15 protein-coding genes and 1 tRNA gene are annotated in these 20,028 nt (G+C 30.0%); 8 read left to right on the top strand and 8 right to left on the bottom strand.

Annotated features, from left to right (window positions below):
- Window positions 1-93 precede the first annotated feature (93 nt).
- Window positions 94-1,785: a hypothetical protein gene (locus ECH_RS00785; RefSeq protein WP_011452444.1), complete on the top strand. Its 1,692-nt coding sequence runs from the start codon at window positions 94-96 to the stop codon at window positions 1,783-1,785.
- A 112-nt stretch (window positions 1,786-1,897) separates the two neighbouring features.
- On the opposite strand, the gene ECH_RS00780 is transcribed toward ECH_RS00785, so the two are convergent.
- Both ECH_RS00780 and nrdR read right to left on the bottom strand, forming a co-directional pair.
- Window positions 1,898-1,970 (bottom strand) — tRNA-Ala (locus ECH_RS00780).
- Between the two features lie 111 nt (window positions 1,971-2,081).
- On the bottom strand, window positions 2,082-2,543 hold the full coding sequence (gene nrdR, locus ECH_RS00775; protein WP_006010521.1) for a transcriptional regulator NrdR: 462 nt from the start codon (window positions 2,541-2,543) through the stop codon (window positions 2,082-2,084).
- A 127-nt stretch (window positions 2,544-2,670) separates the two neighbouring features.
- On the opposite strand from nrdR, the gene ECH_RS00770 reads away from it, so the two are divergent.
- The 3 genes from ECH_RS00770 to ECH_RS00760 all read left to right on the top strand — a co-directional run bounded on the left by ECH_RS00770 (window position 2,671) and on the right by ECH_RS00760 (window position 4,071).
- Window positions 2,671-2,964, top strand: a complete 294-nt coding sequence (locus tag ECH_RS00770; RefSeq protein WP_006010522.1) for an NADH-ubiquinone oxidoreductase subunit NDUFA12 family protein — start codon at window positions 2,671-2,673, stop codon at window positions 2,962-2,964.
- Between the two features lie 23 nt (window positions 2,965-2,987).
- Window positions 2,988-3,437, top strand: coding sequence for an outer membrane lipid asymmetry maintenance protein MlaD (mlaD, locus tag ECH_RS00765; protein WP_006010523.1), 450 nt, complete (start codon window positions 2,988-2,990; stop codon window positions 3,435-3,437).
- 328 nt (window positions 3,438-3,765) lie between these two features.
- The gene (locus ECH_RS00760; RefSeq protein WP_226988420.1) at window positions 3,766-4,071 is read left to right on the top strand and encodes a hypothetical protein; all 306 of its coding nucleotides are present in this window, start codon (window positions 3,766-3,768) and stop codon (window positions 4,069-4,071) included.
- A 278-nt stretch (window positions 4,072-4,349) separates the two neighbouring features.
- Here ECH_RS00760 and ECH_RS00755 read toward each other — a convergent pair whose 3' ends face one another.
- Complete coding sequence (locus ECH_RS00755) at window positions 4,350-5,825, bottom strand: proton-conducting transporter membrane subunit (RefSeq protein WP_006010524.1); 1,476 nt, start codon at window positions 5,823-5,825, stop codon at window positions 4,350-4,352.
- A gap of 572 nt (window positions 5,826-6,397) precedes the next feature.
- Between ECH_RS00755 and lnt the strand changes: the two genes are divergently transcribed.
- Window positions 6,398-7,903 carry an apolipoprotein N-acyltransferase gene (lnt, locus tag ECH_RS00750; RefSeq protein WP_006010525.1) on the top strand — a complete coding sequence of 502 codons (1,506 nt, stop codon included), beginning with the start codon at window positions 6,398-6,400 and terminating at the stop codon, window positions 7,901-7,903.
- A gap of 159 nt (window positions 7,904-8,062) precedes the next feature.
- On the opposite strand, the gene ECH_RS00745 is transcribed toward lnt, so the two are convergent.
- Both ECH_RS00745 and ECH_RS00740 read right to left on the bottom strand, forming a co-directional pair.
- Window positions 8,063-10,705 (bottom strand): AsmA-like C-terminal region-containing protein, encoded by a 2,643-nt coding sequence (locus ECH_RS00745; protein ID WP_006010526.1) that lies wholly within the window; start codon window positions 10,703-10,705, stop codon window positions 8,063-8,065.
- A 174-nt stretch (window positions 10,706-10,879) separates the two neighbouring features.
- On the bottom strand, window positions 10,880-13,156 hold the full coding sequence (locus tag ECH_RS00740; protein ID WP_011452440.1) for an NADP-dependent malic enzyme: 2,277 nt from the start codon (window positions 13,154-13,156) through the stop codon (window positions 10,880-10,882).
- 289 nt (window positions 13,157-13,445) lie between these two features.
- On the opposite strand from ECH_RS00740, the gene ECH_RS00735 reads away from it, so the two are divergent.
- Window positions 13,446-14,153: an ABC transporter ATP-binding protein gene (locus ECH_RS00735; RefSeq protein ID WP_006010124.1), complete on the top strand. Its 708-nt coding sequence runs from the start codon at window positions 13,446-13,448 to the stop codon at window positions 14,151-14,153.
- Between the two features lie 339 nt (window positions 14,154-14,492).
- Here ECH_RS00735 and ECH_RS00730 read toward each other — a convergent pair whose 3' ends face one another.
- Window positions 14,493-15,422, bottom strand: coding sequence for a tyrosine recombinase (locus tag ECH_RS00730; RefSeq protein ID WP_006010126.1), 930 nt, complete (start codon window positions 15,420-15,422; stop codon window positions 14,493-14,495).
- Window positions 15,423-15,716: 294 nt separating this feature from the next.
- Here ECH_RS00730 and secG point away from each other — a divergent pair, with 294 nt between their 5' ends.
- Window positions 15,717-16,049, top strand: coding sequence for a preprotein translocase subunit SecG (secG, locus tag ECH_RS00725; protein ID WP_006010162.1), 333 nt, complete (start codon window positions 15,717-15,719; stop codon window positions 16,047-16,049).
- A 5-nt stretch (window positions 16,050-16,054) separates the two neighbouring features.
- A complete protein-coding gene (locus ECH_RS00720) occupies window positions 16,055-17,653 on the top strand; it encodes a CTP synthase (protein WP_006010128.1) in 1,599 nt (532 codons plus the stop codon).
- 445 nt (window positions 17,654-18,098) lie between these two features.
- On the opposite strand, the gene trp32 is transcribed toward ECH_RS00720, so the two are convergent.
- Window positions 18,099-18,695 (bottom strand): T1SS effector nucleomodulin TRP32, encoded by a 597-nt coding sequence (trp32, locus tag ECH_RS00715; protein ID WP_011452439.1) that lies wholly within the window; start codon window positions 18,693-18,695, stop codon window positions 18,099-18,101.
- Window positions 18,696-18,842: 147 nt separating this feature from the next.
- Window positions 18,843-19,925, bottom strand: coding sequence for a bifunctional diaminohydroxyphosphoribosylaminopyrimidine deaminase/5-amino-6-(5-phosphoribosylamino)uracil reductase RibD (ribD, locus tag ECH_RS00710; RefSeq protein ID WP_006010135.1), 1,083 nt, complete (start codon window positions 19,923-19,925; stop codon window positions 18,843-18,845).
- Window positions 19,926-20,028 lie beyond the last annotated feature (103 nt).

Genomic DNA, 20,028 nt, shown 5'->3' with positions numbered 1-20,028 from the left:
TAATGAATTTATTAATTAATGTTTTTTACAACATAAAAATTATAATTAAGTAATAATTATATAAAATATTTAATAATTATTAAGAGAGGGAATATGAACAACAACATACCAATCACAACAAACCAAGCATCTTCTTTTAAATTAAAAGTAGGAGAAAATTTACACGGTTTTTGTAACAGGAATATATACACTGTTAAAATAACAACTGAAGATAATACTGAAATAGTTATGCCATCAAAAAATTACTTCTTTGTAGGTGATAAATTTTATGTTCCATACAACAATTACCTACATGACAGCTATCTTAACATACCTTCTGAATACCAATACATAAAAGTAGAACGTACACAATACACTACATACAGTAAAGAAACTCAAGATTTTTACAACTTAGTCATATGTGATCAAAATGGAGAAGCATACCATTATAATTATCAAAAATTCTATATTAGACCAGAAAACATAATTGAAAAACCGGAAACAATAAACTTAGAAGAATATTACAATGTACAAAAGACCAGAGGAGACAGCCCACTATTTAAAATATCCTCAGAAGAACCATACAAAAACACAGAAACATCTCCTGCTATACTTTTAGACTTACATTCTAATGAAAAGTTTGCAAAATTAAGTCCAGAATCTCTACAATACAAACATTACTCTTCTGCAAATCATGATACTTTCATATTTAACTATTCTGATATTAGTAAACACCACATCAATGATGATAAAAGCATTCACTTACACAATATCAGAGATGATGTAATCCAAGAGGAAATGGAAAATTCTCCAATTTTTCTTGTAATACAAGACGGAAAATTCTTCTTTACAGATATAGAACAAGAGGGATCATTAGTAAAAGATTATAATACAGCATTAAGAGTGTTAAATTTTGCTAATTTTCAAATACAAGACATACCGAATGACAATCGCTACGTAAATATGCATGAGAAATTTATTTTCAAAGTTGTGAAGAGCGATTTACAAACAGAATATGGCAAAAATTTTGCCAGCGTAATACTAGAAGATAAAGAAATAGCATTAATTCCTAATGATGATAATACACATCTTTTCTTTGATGGAAACTTTTCCTTTGAATATTGCAATAATGTTAGAGAAGTCTTTAAGTACGATGAACCCATTTCTGGATTTACTAAATCTTTTGCAGCAATCTCACAAGAGAAACTAGACTCAACCAATATTTATATTACTATTAAATCTGATGAAGGAGATCACACCCAAACATATTTTTCCGACAAACAAGGAAATCATATTCTTGATCTTCCAAATACAGGACTAACAGAGTACTTATCAACTATTTTACCACTAGATTATTCTCAGAATGAAACACACAACATCTCTGCAAGAGACATAACACATCAAGCAAGTGAAACAATACAAGAACACAACGTTTTAGATCAAAAAGAAGATAACACAAGACCAGAAAAGTTGATAGATAAAGAACATCATACCAATGAAGGTAATACCTTTGATCCTATTACAGAGCAAGATATTGATACTATATATTTTCCACTATCAAAAGAACACATTAATATAGGTGATAACATAGATCAGGATAAACATCACATATCTTTTGATTTGACATATGAAGGATGGCTAAACTTCTATGAAGCTATAAAAGAAAATTACAGTTATGATCAAGTATGGAGTGCATACAACAATATCTTTAAAGACTATGGAAAAGAACAAGAAAATGATAATGTCTATATTAATCAAAATAACCACATATTTATCGACAATTATGATTTCGGGTTAGTACAATAGAATATTTCTGTAGTGCATAAAATAGGTAACATTAGGATTTATAGTAGTTATTTATTTTATTGAAAATAATAAACTTACTAAAAATGCGATCTTATCTTTTAAAACAGGAAAGTGGAGGTAAGCGGAATCGAACCGCTTGCCTTCTGCGTGCAAAGCAGACGCTCTACCAAGTGAGCTATACCCCCATAGAACCACAGCGAGATAACGTTACTACTAAATAACCTCCAAAATACATAGCACAAGCTTATTAACAATTCAAGAATAATAATCAATCATAATATAATTATTGAGATGCATTAAGGAGTCTTTTCACTAATTATTTTCGCAATTATATTACTAAAGTCATTTATATTTCTAAAATTCATATATACAGAAGCAAATCTAACATATGCTACTTTATCTAACTTAAAAAGATTATCCATAACCATTTTTCCAATAACATTAGTCGGAATAGCATTTTCTTTTTTTCCTTCAAGCTCATAAAAAATATTATTCACCATCATATTTATCCCTTCATGACTTACAGGACGTTTTTTTGTCGCTATCAAAATCGAAGAAAGTAACTTTTGTTTATTAAATAGTTCAGTTTCACCATTTTTTTTTACAACCATAAACGATCTAAGAAGTAATTTTTCAGTTGTTGTAAACCTAGAGTGACATACAAGACATACTCTTCTTCTTCTAATCAACATGTCATTTTCTATAGACCTTGAATCTTTAACTTGAGTATCAGTACTATTACAAAAAGGACATTTCATAATTACTTACATATTATCACTTTAAGCTAATTATTACATAAAATATTAACTAAATATCTAGTTAATAGTTGTATTGTATTACCATAACTATTATACTGATGTAAAATAAATTACCAATTATTAAAATATGAAACTCTTTCTCAATCTACAATTCCTAGTAAAAAGGAATAAGAAATTAGTTGGTAAGGATATTTTAGGTAATCGTTACTATATTACAACAGCAAATGGAATTGAAAAAAGGTGGGTAATATATAATGGTAAAGCAGATCCAACAAAAGTTCCTGCACCGTGGCATATATGGCTACATTATGCAGATAATCAGGTGCCAAAATCTTCACAAAGTTTACACCTTCCAAACTTAACTGGAACTCAATATGCTTACCATCCAAATAAAACTTTTAGTTTTTATAATACAAAATAACGTCAAACATCATTGGTAGTTTTATGCGTCGATCTAATGTAATTGAAATTTTCGCAGGACTTATTGTTCTAGTAGCTGCAGTATCTATTGGAATTATAGCATTTAAGAAACTACCTCTTAACACTACTTCACATAATTGCTATATAGTCAAAGCACATTTTCCAAGTGTAGACGGATTAGATATAGGAGACGATATAACATTATCCGGAGTCAAAATAGGCACAGTAACGTCAATATCACTCGACAAAAATTATAGTCCTACAGTTACAATGTGTATACAAAAGAATATTCTATTACCCTCAGATAGTTCAGCATCATTATCTCTCTCTAACCTACTAGGGAGAAGACATATTGATATTGCCCTAGGATCAAATGAAGATGTTATTCCTGTGGAAGGATTTATTGAACACACAAGTTCAGACTTAAATTTGAATGTAATACTTACAAAACTAGTGAACAAATTTGTTAAATAACACTATTTCAACTAATAAAAATTTATTTTTAACTAAAATCTTATATTGTATATGTTTTTTACAATATAAAAATTATTTATTATATTCTCTATTGGATTACTATTTAAAACAATTGCTTATTGAATGTAATTCTTACAAAATTAGCAAACAAATTTGTTGAATAACACTATTTCAACTAATAAAAATTTATTTTTAACTGAAATCACATATTGTACATATTTCTAATACAAGACAAGAATTATTTATTATTTTTCTCATTAAATTACTATTCAAAACAATTGCTTAATGTTATTATTAAAGAAGTGTGTATTAACAAAGTAATATGGTTATGAGTTATTTTGATTATATTTTATCTTATATTATTAATAATCCAAAGTATACTGCTTTACTTGTATTAGTGTTGTTAGCAGGTATAGCTTACTTATTTAAACGTAAAAAAAGTAAATCTAAATACAAAAAATCAACGACATCATACACGAACAACAATAGTAGTAGTAGTACCTTTACACCTAAGCCACATAATAAAAATTACATACCAGAGCACAGTACTCAACACAGTCAAGGAAGCAACTTTTTTGTTGTTGAATCAGTATCTCAAGTATTCGAAAGCAAAATGCAAGGAAGAAGCAGATAATTAATTTTTCACTAAAATATTAAATTATTGTTTAGTACAATCTTTTAAAAATGAATAATTGTATAATATCTAAACAAATTTACTTTAATTTTAATAAAGCTGCTGCTTTATTTGAGAAGAAAACAAAAGTAAAAATTGTGGTTGTTCAATGGTTTGCAGGAATTTAAGTAACAGGATTTTTATTAAATACCTTGAAGATATAAAAGTCAATTCACGAAAAATATATCAAGGTATCCCTTCCAAAAATTACAAATGCACCAAAAACTTTACCCACTAATTTAATATAACAGTGATTCCGCTATTTTATTAGAAATCATCATTAAAGGTACTGGATATAACCCAAGAATAATAGATGAAATAGCCATTACCCAAATACATAACACCATAACATTAGGAACTTCAAACAATTTCTTCACTTGTTTATCAGATGGCTTAAAACATGTTGCTTCTATTATATTCCACACATACACCACAGATAGACCTGATCCTATAAGTAAAACAATTACACCCAACCAAAAATTCGTTTTAATTGCCGCATCAAAAACATACCACTTAGAAATAAATCCTGAAGTTATTGGCATTCCAATAAGGCTTATACATAAAATAACAAATGGTAACGCAATCTTTGGCATATTTTTCCAAATATTTGTACAATCTTTAAGCTCAAGACTACCACAATTGTAAGAAATACTACCCATGACCATAAATAATGCTGATTTCACTAAACTATGGTTAATTATATAAGTTACAGCAGCCACTAAACCATAGTAAGTATTCAAACCTACAGCAAATATAATATATCCTAGATGTGCTACACTTGAGTATGCAAAAATTCTCTTCATATTACTACTCAGCATTGCAAGAATAGATGCAGAAATCACTGATAATGCAGCAAAACTCATAAATACAATATTAAAAGGTAAAGTTAACAGTACTAATTCAGCTTTAAAAACATCATATATTACTTTTATTATAAGGTAGATCATTACTTTAGTAGAAACACCAGAGAAGAATACCGAAATAAAAGTAGGTGCATAATTATATGCTTGAATTAACCATTTATGAAATGGAAATAGTGCTGCTTTAATAAACAAACCTAACATTATGAACAACAACCCAACTTGTATAGCCCTATTTGTCGTTAAAGATTTATCTTGAACTATTAAAAACAAATTTCCAACATTTAAAGTTCCAGTAATAGCATATAAAAACCCTACTCCTATTAAATAAAACGTTGCACCAATGGTACCTATTACTAAGTAATCAAATGCAGCTATCAATGCATTCCTGTTATTACCCATTGCAACTAAGATATATGAAGAAATTGATGATATTTCTAGAAAAACATAAATATTAAAAACATCATTTGAAACTAATATTCCTAAAAAGCCACTAAAACATAACAAAAATACAGAATAAAAACTTGGTATTGTACGTACATTTATTTCTTTGGTATTAGGGTAGATACCATATACAATACTCATCATAGCAACAAACCCAACTAAAACAAGCATCATCGAATTAAAGACATTTACCTTAAGTTCTATTCCATAAGGTACTATCCACCCTCCTATGCTATATTTAATAACACCACCATGATATACTTGAAAAAATAGCACTACTGCAATAGCGGAAGATATTAACACTACAATAGCTGATATAATCTTGACTAATCTAGCATCTTTTAACAATGCACATCCTATCGCAGAAAGTAAAGGTATAACAACCTGTAAAACAGGTAACGAACTAATCATCACATATACCCATAAATTCAATAATATATGATTGACAAACCTACTAAAATATTACCAAAAAGGCAAGCGCCTTTATTGTAAAATAGCAATAATTAATTGATTTACATAAAAAATGTAATAAATTATTGGTCTCTACCTTTAATATGTTAGTTTATCATTCAAAACAACAGATACAAAAAAACTAACATTACAATATGTCCTATATAAATAAGAATATTAAAGAAATACTTTGCTACTTTAAATATATAAACCATATTTATATTAAATTGTATAATTCTTACATATACTCCAATGGCACTAGCGAACAATATAGTCTACTCCAACTTCGCACTATAGGCCTTAACACCAAACCTTAATAATAAAAACTTGTTCATAATGAATTCACAGACCCATTTAATTATCTCACCAACATTCAAGACTCAAATACTAAGCTTTTCAATTTATAAAAAATCATAAGGATCCTGAAAATAAATTATAAAGTCTTATGCTTTACATAACATAAAAAATATTTACAATAGTCAGCGTACTAGTCTTTACTTGGTACAGTTGAATGTTAATGTAGGGCAAGCGAGTTGATAGAAGGAGATTTTTACAGAAAATATAACTATACTTTAGCAATGATATTAGGAGTTGCAGGCGCTATATCTATGGCACCTTTCCATATGTTTATTGCTTTACTAATAGCATTTTCTGGATTTTACATTGTATTATCACAAGTCAAAAATACAAGACAAGCTTTCTTCTGTGGATGGTGGTTTGGTTTTGGATATTTTACAGCCAGCTCATACTGGGTTAATGTTCCACTAATTATCCAAAGCAAAATTTTTTGGCCACTAATACCTCTTACCCTCATCCTTTCAGCATCTTTATCATTATTATTTGCTGCAGCTGCAGCTATTAGTTATACGCTTAATTACAAGAAATTATTCGGTTTAATAACTTTCTCACTGTCTTTCACTATTGCCAGCATGTTGTTAGGATATATAGTACCTTGGAATCTATTTGCATATTCTTGGTCTTTCTCCATAGAAATGTTGCAAACTGCTTCATTAATTGGAACATATGGCATGGAGTTTCTTGCCATATTCTGTAGTACAGCTGCTGGAGTGTCTATAAGAGACAAGAGTACCCTTCCATGTATCACTGCACTATTAATATTAGTAAGCATGTTCATTTATGGAAATGATCGCCTATCAAATAACCAAGAACAGAAATATAATCAGAAGATAGCTATACGTATAGTACAAGGAAATACTGAAAGTCATTGGGACGGAAATGAAGAGCAGGAGTATGATAGATTTCAAACATATCTACGCTTAACCAGTAAATATGGATTAAATTCAAGAACACATGTAGTTTGGGGAGAAAATTCTTTCCCCTTTTTAACAGACACAAACAGTAGATCAGTACAAAATTATCTTAAATTTATTATACCAGGATTTTTAATTGCTGGAGGTACAAGATTTGAAAACAATAAGTTTCACAACACATTATTTGTTATTAATGATAATGGTCAAATAATAGATTTCTATGATAAACTACATCTAGTACCATTTGGAGAATTTATACCATCTATATTAAAAAATCTAATCCCTAAAAGTATTGCAAATAGGCTTAATTATAGTCCTGGAACAAACAAAGAAAAGTCTATATCACTAAATAATCAAAGCCCTTTTATACCATTAATATGTTATGAATCTATTTTCAGTAACGAAGTTACAAGTAGGTGTACAAAAGGACAATGGATTATTAATATTACAAATGATGGCTGGTTCGGTATAAGTTCTCAACCTTATCAACACTTAGAAATTAACCGTGTAAGAAGTATTGAAAACGGGCTTCCTACTATAAGAGCAGCAAATAATGGTATTTCTGCAGTAATAGATAGTTACGGAAGAATTATCAACTCTTTACCTATAATGACAGAAGGTATCATTGATTCATACTTACCCTACCATATAAGTGAAGGTACTATATATTCTAAACATTTGAACAAATTCATTACCATTCAATTCGCTATACCGATAATGTTAATATTAGTCTTATTAAGATTTATATTATCTAAATTCACATCCTAAGTTAACTTCTGCCCCAACTATAATAAATATATATATCAATCTACCAAGGTTCCAATAAGCCACAAATAATCTGTCAAAACAAAACCTTAGTATTTCTAACATTAACAAAAAGGCATGCTTCAATGTATGAACTATTATTTCCTATATAATTATGCAACTTTAATCTATAAACTCTTCATCATGTGCCGAAACAGATTGACTACCTCCCTTCACAATCTCTTCATACAGAGCATTTACATTAAAATTTATCCTAGGTTGCCATAATTGACCATTTAATGACATATCTACATTAGATGGAGAAGACACATTAGGACGTATAAATGATAACCTAATTTTAGACATCACAGCAAACTGTAATAAAGAAATATTTGCAGATGCCATGCCACTAGCATTGTCAATTGCAAATTGCAAGGAAGATATAATATTACCCCTTCTTATATTAGCTCCAGCACTAATAAAATTAAATACTGTATTATTTTCATACAATCCAATCTGAGTTAACGCAGCAACATCTGATTTACTCTGAACATCTAATAAACTTATAATAAATTTATTAAAATCTACTCCAACAACATTCACACCCTTAGCAACTACTTCCATTTTACCATCTAAAGCATTAATCCAATCAACTAAAGTCTTACCCTGGGTTTGAACACTACCACTAATACTTACATTTCCAGTAATTCCATCAACATTTATATGCTTAAGCAAATTATTCAATCCAATATTGGCTATAGACAGAACAGCAGATAATGAATAAGTATTAGAACCCATACCTATTTTACCACTAGCTGATACAAACCCATCATCTACCTTAAACATAAGTTTGTTAACAGACATTAAATTATCTTTTAAACTAGATGATAATACAAAGTCCTTTAATGAATTATCTTTAGAAATAAAATTTTTAATATTAATATCAATATTACCATCTACATGCTCTAATCCATAAAATTTTAGATCTTCATTTGACCATTTTATATTAGTGACTTTATTTGATCCATCAAGGACATAACGTATCAAAGAAGGAAATTTTATGAATGCAGTATTATACTTATTACCCTTAAGACTAACTAATATTTTTGGCTTTAGATCCTGAGATCCAATGTAAGCTTTAATAAATCCACTAAGATCAGATCCATCAGCACCATTAAAGCGTATTTTATCAATGGCAAACTTACTTTGCATTACATTAACTAAAAAGCTTAGATTACTCACCTGCTGTTTTTGAATAATAAAATCACTAATATTAGTATCAACATTTATTTTATACTTTATGTCCTTTAACCATTTCATCGGCATAAAGTCTTCTATTTTCAATTTTTCATTTATCTTGTACTGATCAAAATCAATATTATGTATTTCTATATCCCCAACAACAGCACTACCTTTCCTATCATACTTTATCCTTAATTGCCCTTTTACGTCTCCAAAACTGTCAGTTAATACTTCAATATGAGATAAAGAAAATACTCTAGGAGCTACGTATAAATCACTTTGTATAGAAAATTTATCACTAGATTTCGATTCAACTTGTATTGGAAATAACCACTTAGCAAAAGAACAAAAGTCATCCCCATTTATCTTCAGTTTTCCATGAAAACTAGAAATCAAATCATTACTGCCAACATTACCTTCAACATGTAATACATTATTATTACCAGGTAACATAATTGTCATTTGATTGATGCTAATTTTTCCCTTGGATACTTCTAAATCCATTATTAAATTACTAGAGACTTGATCATGGTACTTTATTTCTTTAGCACTAGCTTTAATGTTATAGTTTAAATTTTCAGATATTAATGTATTCAAGTAGTCAAGGGTACGAGAATCTTTTCTATAAACATCACTTTCATGTTTAACTCCATACAAACGGTCCACATCAATTCTCGAAAAATCAATATTAGCACTACATGATGCATAATTTGAACAGATTACTTTTCCTATCCCCTCCATACTATCAGTAGACAATTTGAAATCATTTAATTCAAAAGTTTTATCTAATAATTTTATATTAGTGGATAAAGAAAACTCTTCATGAGAATTAATGAAAGAAAAGATAGAAGTTTTATTGGTCTCAGAAATATCATTAATAAACTGTGAAAAATCACTCCCATTAGTTAATATCACACCATCAAATGCATTACCAGCAGCTACACCAGACAAAGTTACCTTTGTTGATTGAGAATAAATATTTGCATTAATTCTATGCTCTTCATTTAATGATATATCAGCAACTACATTATAATCATTTTTACCGATACTTAATAAACCATTTATTACCTTCATATCACTAACTGTTTTTATAGTTCCACTTTTAATGGATATAGGCTTACTATTAAAAGATGTACCATCATAACTTGTATTAACAACACTATTAAAAACATTAAACGTTTTTATATTAAAATTTTTAGATTGAAATGAAGAAAATAGATCAAGAAGATTACCTAATGGAATATTTAACCCATCTATAGTAATTGCATTAACTTTAGGAGAAAACAGTAATAAAGATAACAATGATATCTTTAATTCAAGTCGGCTAATTAATATTGTTGATTTATGATTTAATAATTCGTTGCCATGACCTTCTATATATAAATTATTGATCACAATTTTAGGTAAGATTAATCTCCCGGTAACTTTCCCCACACCCTTTACAGATACATCACCTGATATATCCTCTATTTGTTTAAGCACATGAGACGCATAATAAGAATTCCAATTAATAAAAAAAGGAGAAATTATTAAAAATAATAAAAATACTAAAATTGTCCCACCAGAATATATCAAAAGTCTCATCGACGAACCAAAAAAACATCTACTATTTGTTTATCATAAATAATATTAATCATGTATAAAAATATCAGGGAAAGTATAACCCAATAAATAGCGATGCTTAATAAATAATTAATACAGTTATATATATTAATACAAATTCATAATCTTATATACACGCAATTATTTACAAGAAGATTAAAAATTAGTATTATTCACTAAAGATGCAAGTACAGTAAGATTAAGAATCTCAGACACAGAAGAAGACATTTGTACAATTTGTACAGGCTTTTCCATTCCAATTAAAATAGGACCTATTACAGATACTCCAGCAGCCCTCTGTAATAACTTAGAAGATATACTAGCACTATGAAGAGTTGGCATCACTAAAACATTTGCTTCACCAGTTAACTTACAGAAAGGGTATAATGTTAACAACTCTGGATTAAGCGCAGTATCAACAGACATTTCTCCATCATATTCAAAGCTAACATTATAACTATCCAAAATTTTTATAGCTTGTCTCATTTTCTTAGCATCTTCTTGAGAATGACTACCAAAGTTTGAAGAAGAAATAAAGCTAACACGAGGTTCATACCCCATTTTCTTAGCTTGAACAGATGCCTGAATTGCTATCTCAGCAATTTGCTCTGGAGTTGGAGATTCATGTATAGCAGTATCTGCAACAAATATAGTACGCTCCTTCATAACAATTATTGATAATCCAAATACGACACCTTGAGAACCTATGACTTTCTGTACATCATTAATAGAAGCATAATACCCCCTTGTCATTCCAGTAATCAACACATCACCATCACCACATGCAAGCATACACGCAGCAAAAACATTACGATCTGTTTTTACATCTCGTACACAACTCCTGTATAAATATCCTTCACGCTGTAATTTCTTATATAAATAGTCTGTATACTCATTATTTCGTTGAGAAATTGCTGCATTAGCAATCTCTATACCTTTTGTATCTTTAATACCTAAACGGTCAAATGCTTCTTGCACTTTGTCGATACGCCCTACAAGTATAGGTAATCCATATTCTTGATTACGCCACTGTACAGCAGCCTCAATAACTTTTTCTTCTTCTCCTTCCGAAAAAATAACTCTTTTAGGATCACATTTAACAGCACTGTACATCATACTAAGGATATTAGAAGTCAATGATAGTCGTGATGCTAACTGTTTAGTATATTCATCCCAATTCTCTATATTTTTTCTAGCAACTCCAGAATCAATAGCAGCTTTTGCAACTGCAGGAGATACTACAGTAATTAATCTAGGATCAAATGGAGTAGGTATAATATAATCCTTCCCATAATTCATTTTACGACCACCATATGCATCAGACACTTCATCACTAACATATTCACGCGCTAACATAGCAATTGCATTTGCTGCAGCTATTTTCATCTCATTGTTAACTGATTTAGCACGTACATCTAACGCACCACGAAATATATAAGGGAATCCCATTACATTATTAATCTGATTATTATAATCTGATCTTCCCGTAGCTATAATAGCATCAGGTCGAATCTCATGTGCAACATTAGGATTAATTTCAGGATCTGGATTTGCTAGAGCAAAAATGACAGGATCTCTGTTCATAGACAACAGCATATCTTTACTCAACACATCCTTAACTGATAACCCAAGAAATACATCAGCCATTATCAATGCATCTTTCAAAGACCTATTTTCTGTTTCAATCGCATGCTTTTCTTTCCACTCATTCATGCCAAGTTGTCTACCTTTATATATTACCCCATTTTGGTCACATAAAGTTATATTCTCAGCAGGAACTCCTATTAACTTTATCATTTCAAGACATGCAATACCTGCAGCACCAGCACCATTTATAACTATTTTAACATCTTTAAAACTTTTACCTGTAATATCAAGAGCATTAATAAGTCCAGCAGCCACAATAATAGCAGTTCCATGTTGATCATCATGGAACACTGGAATATCCATTATTTCACTCAATCTTTTTTCAATAATAAAACACTCAGGAGCTTTTATATCTTCTAAATTTATGCCTCCCCAACTTAGTCCCAAATATTTTACAGTATTAACAAATTCATCTACATCAGAAGTGTTAACTTCTATATCCACTGCATCAATATCAGCAAACCGTTTAAATAAAACAGCTTTACCTTCCATAACAGGTTTAGATGCTAAAGGCCCTATATTACCTAATCCAAGCACAGCTGTACCATTTGAAATGACAGCAACATAATTTCCTCGCGCAGTATATTCATATACTAAATCAGGATTTCTAGCTATTTCTAAACAAGGTACTGCAACACCAGGAGAATATGCTAATGATAAGTCTCTTTGTGTTAATAGAGGTTTAGTGGGTAACAGAGAAACTTTTCCAGGTTTTAAATCCTTACAATGGAATTCAAGAGCTTCTTTTCTCTTTTCATCAAAACCGTTATTTTCAAGATCTACCATAAAACATACTCAATAAACACTTCTATTAAAGCCTCACTTGTATACTGCCAGATAACACGCTATGTCAAGCTTTTAACAAACATCATGATACATTATTAATCTTTATAAATACATACTAGCCATATCCATAATTCCACAGATATACATAAAAACCTCGCTATTCATCATACAATTTACACAACACTCACATTATTTAAAAAAATTTTACAATATATGACTTTCTTATAAACAGATATAGTTTTAACAACATATACATGCTAATATCATTAAAACTGCAAAAGGATGAAAGATGTCTACAGTATTTGCTCTAGCTAATATTTACAAATCTTTTGGTAGGAATAAAGAAGTACCAGTTATAGTAAATGCAACTTTACAAATAAAAAAAGGAGAAATTGTTGCTTTAATAGGTAAATCAGGATCAGGCAAAAGTACATTATTACACATTGCTGGATTACTAGACACTCCATCTTCAGGGAGTATATTGCTCAATAATATAGAGTGCACAGATAAAACCTCAGACAAAGATAAAACATATTTACGTCGCCATTTTCTAGGATTCATTTACCAATTTCATCATTTACTACAGGAGTTTTCAGTATTAGAAAACGTGATGTTACCACAAATCATTACAGGTAAAAGTAAGTCCATTGCAAAAAAAAATGCTATGGAAATTTTAGAACGCGTAAGACTACAAGATAAATTGTCAATGCCAATATCACAGCTTTCTGGAGGAGAAAGACAACGCGTTGCAATAGCAAGAAGCTTAATCAATTGTCCTCTGATAGTTCTAGCAGACGAACCAACTGGTAGTCTAGATAACAATACTGCACTTGAAGTATTTTCTTTGCTACAAGAATATGCAAAAGAAAAAAATATTGCTATACTCCTTGCAACACATAACTACAGCCTAGCTCAAAAAGCATGTCGTATCGTTAAAATAGATTCAGGTATACTGAGAAGTTATAGCATTGATGAATCAGGCTTCAACAAAATATAATAGGACTGACATTTCTAAGTATATAAAAATTAATACCTTTATCACTGTACAGATCAATTAAACATAACAAATAAATTTCTAGAAGTAATACTTCTAACTTTCACTAATCTTTTATGGCTTTTAAACTATTTATCTCAAACTGCACTTGAATGCGAAAATCTATATGTCTACACCAAAAACACAAGCTTATACATGTAATATATTGTTCAATCTATGCAATACTATAATCCAAATTCGCCAACTTTCTATACCATTCCAAATTCGCCAACTTTAACTAAACCAACAACTCTTATAGCAATACAAATAATTTGCTTATATCATTAAAATATGCATACACCCTTATTTATTACGTAAAGGATGAAATTTTAGTAGTATACTCTTTAATCTTTCACTCGCAACATGAGTGTATATTTGTGTAGTTGCTAGATTAGCATGTCCTAACATCTTTTGAATAAAAACAATATCTGATCCATTATTCAACAAATGTGTCGCAAAAGAATGTCGAAGTTTATGAGGAGAAACATGAGTAACATTGATACCAGCATTCATAGCTAAATTCTTTAGTAATTGACCTACCCTTTGTCTTGTTACAGGATTATCAAACTTTGTACCAGGAAACAACCACTGTGACATCTTATATCCATTTGGAATAAAATATTCATAAACTTCCATATATTTTTGTATACTTGTTACAGCAGATGAATTTAACAATATTATCCTCTCTTTTTTTGCTTTCCCTTGAATTTTCATGTGACATATTTCTGTATCACCATCATCTAAAGCTTCTCTCACTTCACGGAATTTCAAATACACTAACTCAGAAATCCGTATACCTGAAGAATATAATATATTAACAATAGCATTAATCCTTCTTCCATCAGGTGAAACATCTAAAGCAGCAACATCAAGTAATATATTTACTTCTTCATAACTTAACGTTTTCGGAAGAGAACGGGACAATTTAGGAGAATCCAAATACACAGTAGGATCATTCTCAATGATATTGTCTCTATATAAAAACCCATATAAATTTTTAATAGCTGATATTTTCCTCGATACAGTATTTGCTTTATATCCCTTCTCATACAAAAACCTAATATAATCTTGCAGTTCGTGTATACTAGCATCTGTCAACAAAAGGTCATTTCTATCAATAAATTTGCAGAGTCCCAGTAAATCAGTCCTGTAACTCTGATAAGTATTATGAGATACATGTTTTTCTGCTACTATCGCTTCAAGAAAAATATTTACATATCTTTGATTATCCATACTAACTAATCATTTGCATATCCTCGAATTCTAACACATAACAAATCTATTGCTATTACAAATAATGCAACAATCTCTTCATGATTATTAATTCTCTACAAGAATAAATACATGCTCAGTTAAAATCTGCAAATCAGACATACTGTACTCTATAAAAATTCAATTAATAAGCATCCATTTTTAATTTGTTAGTATAAAAATTATATTTTTTATAACTTCTGCAATCCTTGACTTTAAACAATAAACAATGTATAACCCAATTATGTATGTACTTAATAGCGTTATTGTTTCTATATGGTTTTAACAGTTATACAATTAGTCTTAGTATTTTTCTTGGTGATTCTTATATTATTACAACCACCAGAATCTGACAACTTAAGTGGGTTTGGAAGCACACAAAGTAATTTAGACTCAATGTTTACAACTGGATCATCTTCTAATTTTATTACAAAACTCACAGTTATTATTGCTACTGCTTTTATTATCAACACAGTTCTATTAGTGGGCATAAACGCTAAAAGCGTACACAAGGAGTCTATTGTTAAAAAAATTGCCGAGATGAGTAAGGCACATAACCTACCCCCTATGGAACATAATAATGAAGATAGCGTACCATTTAATCAGTAAGGTATATGAATCAAGCTTCAACTAGGTTTATCTTTGTTACTGGAGGTGTGGTATCTTCTCTAGGAAAAGGATTAGCTGCAGCTAGTATAGGTGCACTATTACAAGCTAGAGGGTTTAAGATTTGTTTAAGGAAGTTAGACCCTTATCTCAACATAGATCCTGGAACAATGAGTCCAATTCAACATGGTGAAGTTTTTGTTACTGATGATGGAGCAGAAACAGACTTAGATTTAGGGCACTATGAACGTTTTACTGGAGTTAAAACAACGAAAAACGATAACATAACTACTGGTAAGGTATATCATAATTTGCTAAAGAAAGAAAGAAGAGGAGATTATCTAGGACAAACAGTACAGATCATCCCTCATGTTACCGATCTCATTAATTCTTTCATTTTACATGATACTGATAAATTAGATTTCGTTATATGCGAAATAGGTGGAACTGTAGGGGATATTGAAAGCCAGCCATTTCTTGAATCTATAAGACAAATTGGTTACAAACTCAGTAAAAATAACACTATATTTGTTCATTTAACTTTAGTTCCATACATTGACGCAGCAATGGAACTAAAAACAAAGCCTACCCAACACTCTGTGAAAGAACTAAGTTCTGTAGGCATACAACCAGATATAATACTCTATCGTAGTAAAATACCTTTATCAAAAGAACAAAGAGATAAGATCGCAAATTTATGCAACGTTTCATCAACAAATATTATTCCTGCATTAGACGTTAAAAATATATATGAACTCCCTATCTCTTATCACAACTACAATTTAGACACACAGATATTAAACCATTTTAATATTGATTCACCTGAACCAGATCTACGTAAGTGGGAAAATATACTAAATATTTCTCACGCAGTAACAAAAACAGTAAATGTAGCAATAATAGGAAAGTACATAAAACTACTTGATGCTTATAAGTCATTAATTGAAGCTCTAGAACATGCATCAATCCATAACAAGGTAAAGTTATCAATAAAATGGATAGATTCACGTTCACTAGATAGTAATGAGATAAATATTTTCGACAAAGTTGATTCTATATTAATACCTGGAGGATTTGGTGATGATGGGATTCAAGGAAAGATGACAGCAATAACCTATGCACGTCTCAATAAGATACCATTTCTAGGTATTTGTATGGGAATGCAGCTTGCTATAATTGAATTTGCAAATAATGTGGCACATTTAGAAGATGCTAATTCCACAGAATTTAACTTATATTGCAAGAATCCTGTAATACACCAATTGCCAGAATTACAGCAAAATTTCTTAGGCGGAAGCATGAAATTAGGTTCATGTCCATGTTATTTAGAATCAGGTTCTAAAATCTTTTCCATATATCAGCAATCAATAATACATGAGAGAAGAAGACATAGATATGCATTTAATTTACAGTATAAAGATTTACTCGAACAACATGGGTTAATCTTTACAGGCAAATCAAATAATAACAATGATAGTTTAATAGAAGTTATAGAACTGAAAGATCATCCATGGTTTATCGGAGTACAGTTCCATCCAGAATTTAAATCAAGTCCTTTTCATTCTCATCCATTGTTTATATCATTCATCAAAGCTTCATTAGACTAAAAAAGAATAGTCAACTTCAGAATTACATAGTCTATTGAGCTTTAGTATTTAATGAAATTTCTTTTTCTACACATCTATATCATTAACTAAAATTGTATTCAGTTATTAGAAAAAAATTTATAAATGCAGTACAGCAGTTTCTTATTTTCAGAACTAAAAAATTATAAAGCGATTAAAATACTGATCTACACATCAAATCATACAATCTATAACTAAAACATTAAAATTATAGATCTCACATAAAAGTAAAAAAACAACTACTATAAAAAAGTTACTCTCTAAAATACTTATGCTGCTTTATATTAAGTCATGTTTTTTAAAGACTGAAACGTTATAGAGAAAAATAGTAAAAACAACTCATATCCTTATAACACTATAAAACAGCATAAAACATATAAAACTACACCTTTTGTGAAGTCAACAACCATTTATATTTCTAAATATCCTACTCTAAACTACTTTCACTACAGTGATGACAATAATCTGGAGTAACATAATCAAAATAATAATAAGGATTATAACAACAATAATGATGATAATAATACGGTGTATAACCAGACAAATAATTCATTGTACTAAAAACACCACCTAACAATAAGCCTAATTCAGATAAACTAACATGGTCTTGTCCATATACTACATTTTTAGCATCATCTTCGAATTGAACTTCTTCTTTGGAAGGACCAGGTAACTCAACAAAAGAAGACTCGTGTAAATCAGAATTAGAAGATTGTTGTAGATCACTCTCCAATTGAACTTCTTCTTTAGAAGGATCAAATAACTCAACAGAAAAAGACCCGTGTAAATCAGAATCAGAAGATTGTTGTAGATCATTCCCCAATTGAACTGCTTCTTTAAAAGGATCAAATAACTCAACAGAAAAAGACCCGTGTAAATCAGAATTAGAAGATTGTTGTAGATCACTCTCTAATTGAATCACTTCTTCAGAAAGACTAGGTAGCTCAAGATGAGAAGGCTCATGTGAATCAGAATCAAAAGGCATTTGTATATTACCCATATTATCTTCAGAGAATTGTGACATATTTATACCCTATTTAACATAACACACAGGTACATGATCAACTAATAAGCAGTTATAACCACATACCATTATCATTATATATTAATCATATATAAATATAAAGTTCTATTAAACTAAGATGTCACAGTTAAAGTATATTTATTCGGTTTATTCGGTACAATGCTCTAAAATTTCTACAATATCATCCTTAAAATATAATGTATCTACTGCTCTGAAATTATAACCACACTGTAGTGTCAAGATATCCAAATCACCAATAGATGGTATTGCATCATTGCCAAAAATTTTATTTGATCTACACCATATAATTCTATCAATCAACTGATTTTTAAGCAATTCTGTAATTAAAACACCACCTCCTTCAACAAATAACCGAGTAATACCTATTTTTACAGAAAGCATTTTCATCGCACTTCTTAAAAAATTATCTTTATCATCAACTACTAAACAACTGGCTTTACCCAACTTTGTTTGAGGAACATCATTTGTCAAAATATACGTAGGGATAACATCAGAAGTTTTTATGATATTATGATAGTCACAAACTTTACCAAAACGATCAATTACTATCCTTACTGGAGAATAACACTCTAAACCAGGAAGCCTAGTATTAAGCATTGGATTATCTTGAACAATAGTATTACTACCAACCATAATTGCATCATACATAGAACGCTGTTTATGTACCCAATTACGAGTTAACTCATTTGTAATCCATCGACTATTACCATCTTTTAACGCTATTTTCCCATCTAAAGTAGATGCTAACTTCACTGTAATAAAAGGTCTATTCTTGATTTTACTATAAAAAAAACCAATATTTAATTCTCGTGCCTCTTCATACATGACACCACACTTTACATCTATACCCGCATTACGTAATAATTCTATACCATTTCCAGAAACACGCACATCAGGATCCTTAGCAGCTATTACCATCCGTTTAACACCAGCATCTATTAACTTTAATGCACAAGGGCCTGTTTGCCCATAATGGGAGCATGGCTCAAGAGTTACATATACAGTAGAACCTTTTGCTAAATGCCCAGCATTATTTAATGCAATAACTTCTGCATGTGGCCTACCACCAACTTGTGTATATCCACGTCCTACCACCATTCCATGATTCACCACAATACATCCAACAGCCGGATTAGGAAATACATTACCAAGACCACGTCTTGCAATCCTTAATGCTAAAGACATAAATTTCTTATCGTAACGTATCATAAAATATTAACAACACAGAAAAACCACACTAACAAAGCTTATAACTCTTGATATTTTTTCATAATGTTACTATATATTTCTTAGAGTTTATAAACAAGTTCAG

This window comes from Ehrlichia chaffeensis str. Arkansas (assembly GCF_000013145.1).
GTDB classification, from domain to species: domain Bacteria; phylum Pseudomonadota; class Alphaproteobacteria; order Rickettsiales; family Anaplasmataceae; genus Ehrlichia; species Ehrlichia chaffeensis.
This window is presented reverse-complemented; position numbering and strand designations above follow the sequence as displayed.

Excerpts from the sequence above, each read along its gene's own strand:
- ECH_RS00730 (WP_006010126.1), bottom strand. The coding sequence starts at position 15,422 with ATGGATAATCAAAGATATGTAAATATTTTTCTTGAAGCGATAGTAGCA.
- trp32 (WP_011452439.1), bottom strand. The coding sequence starts at position 18,695 with ATGTCACAATTCTCTGAAGATAATATGGGTAATATACAAATGCCTTTT.
- secG (WP_006010162.1), top strand. The coding sequence starts at position 15,717 with ATGGTTTTAACAGTTATACAATTAGTCTTAGTATTTTTCTTGGTGATT.
- ECH_RS00770 (WP_006010522.1), top strand. The coding sequence starts at position 2,671 with ATGAAACTCTTTCTCAATCTACAATTCCTAGTAAAAAGGAATAAGAAA.
- ECH_RS00760 (WP_226988420.1), top strand. The coding sequence starts at position 3,766 with ATGAGTTATTTTGATTATATTTTATCTTATATTATTAATAATCCAAAG.
- ECH_RS00740 (WP_011452440.1), bottom strand. The coding sequence starts at position 13,156 with ATGGTAGATCTTGAAAATAACGGTTTTGATGAAAAGAGAAAAGAAGCT.
- ECH_RS00785 (WP_011452444.1), top strand. The coding sequence starts at position 94 with ATGAACAACAACATACCAATCACAACAAACCAAGCATCTTCTTTTAAA.
- ribD (WP_006010135.1), bottom strand. The coding sequence starts at position 19,925 with ATGATACGTTACGATAAGAAATTTATGTCTTTAGCATTAAGGATTGCA.
- mlaD (WP_006010523.1), top strand. The coding sequence starts at position 2,988 with ATGCGTCGATCTAATGTAATTGAAATTTTCGCAGGACTTATTGTTCTA.
- nrdR (WP_006010521.1), bottom strand. The coding sequence starts at position 2,543 with ATGAAATGTCCTTTTTGTAATAGTACTGATACTCAAGTTAAAGATTCA.
- ECH_RS00720 (WP_006010128.1), top strand. The coding sequence starts at position 16,055 with ATGAATCAAGCTTCAACTAGGTTTATCTTTGTTACTGGAGGTGTGGTA.
- ECH_RS00735 (WP_006010124.1), top strand. The coding sequence starts at position 13,446 with ATGTCTACAGTATTTGCTCTAGCTAATATTTACAAATCTTTTGGTAGG.
- ECH_RS00755 (WP_006010524.1), bottom strand. The coding sequence starts at position 5,825 with ATGATTAGTTCGTTACCTGTTTTACAGGTTGTTATACCTTTACTTTCT.
- ECH_RS00745 (WP_006010526.1), bottom strand. The coding sequence starts at position 10,705 with ATGAGACTTTTGATATATTCTGGTGGGACAATTTTAGTATTTTTATTA.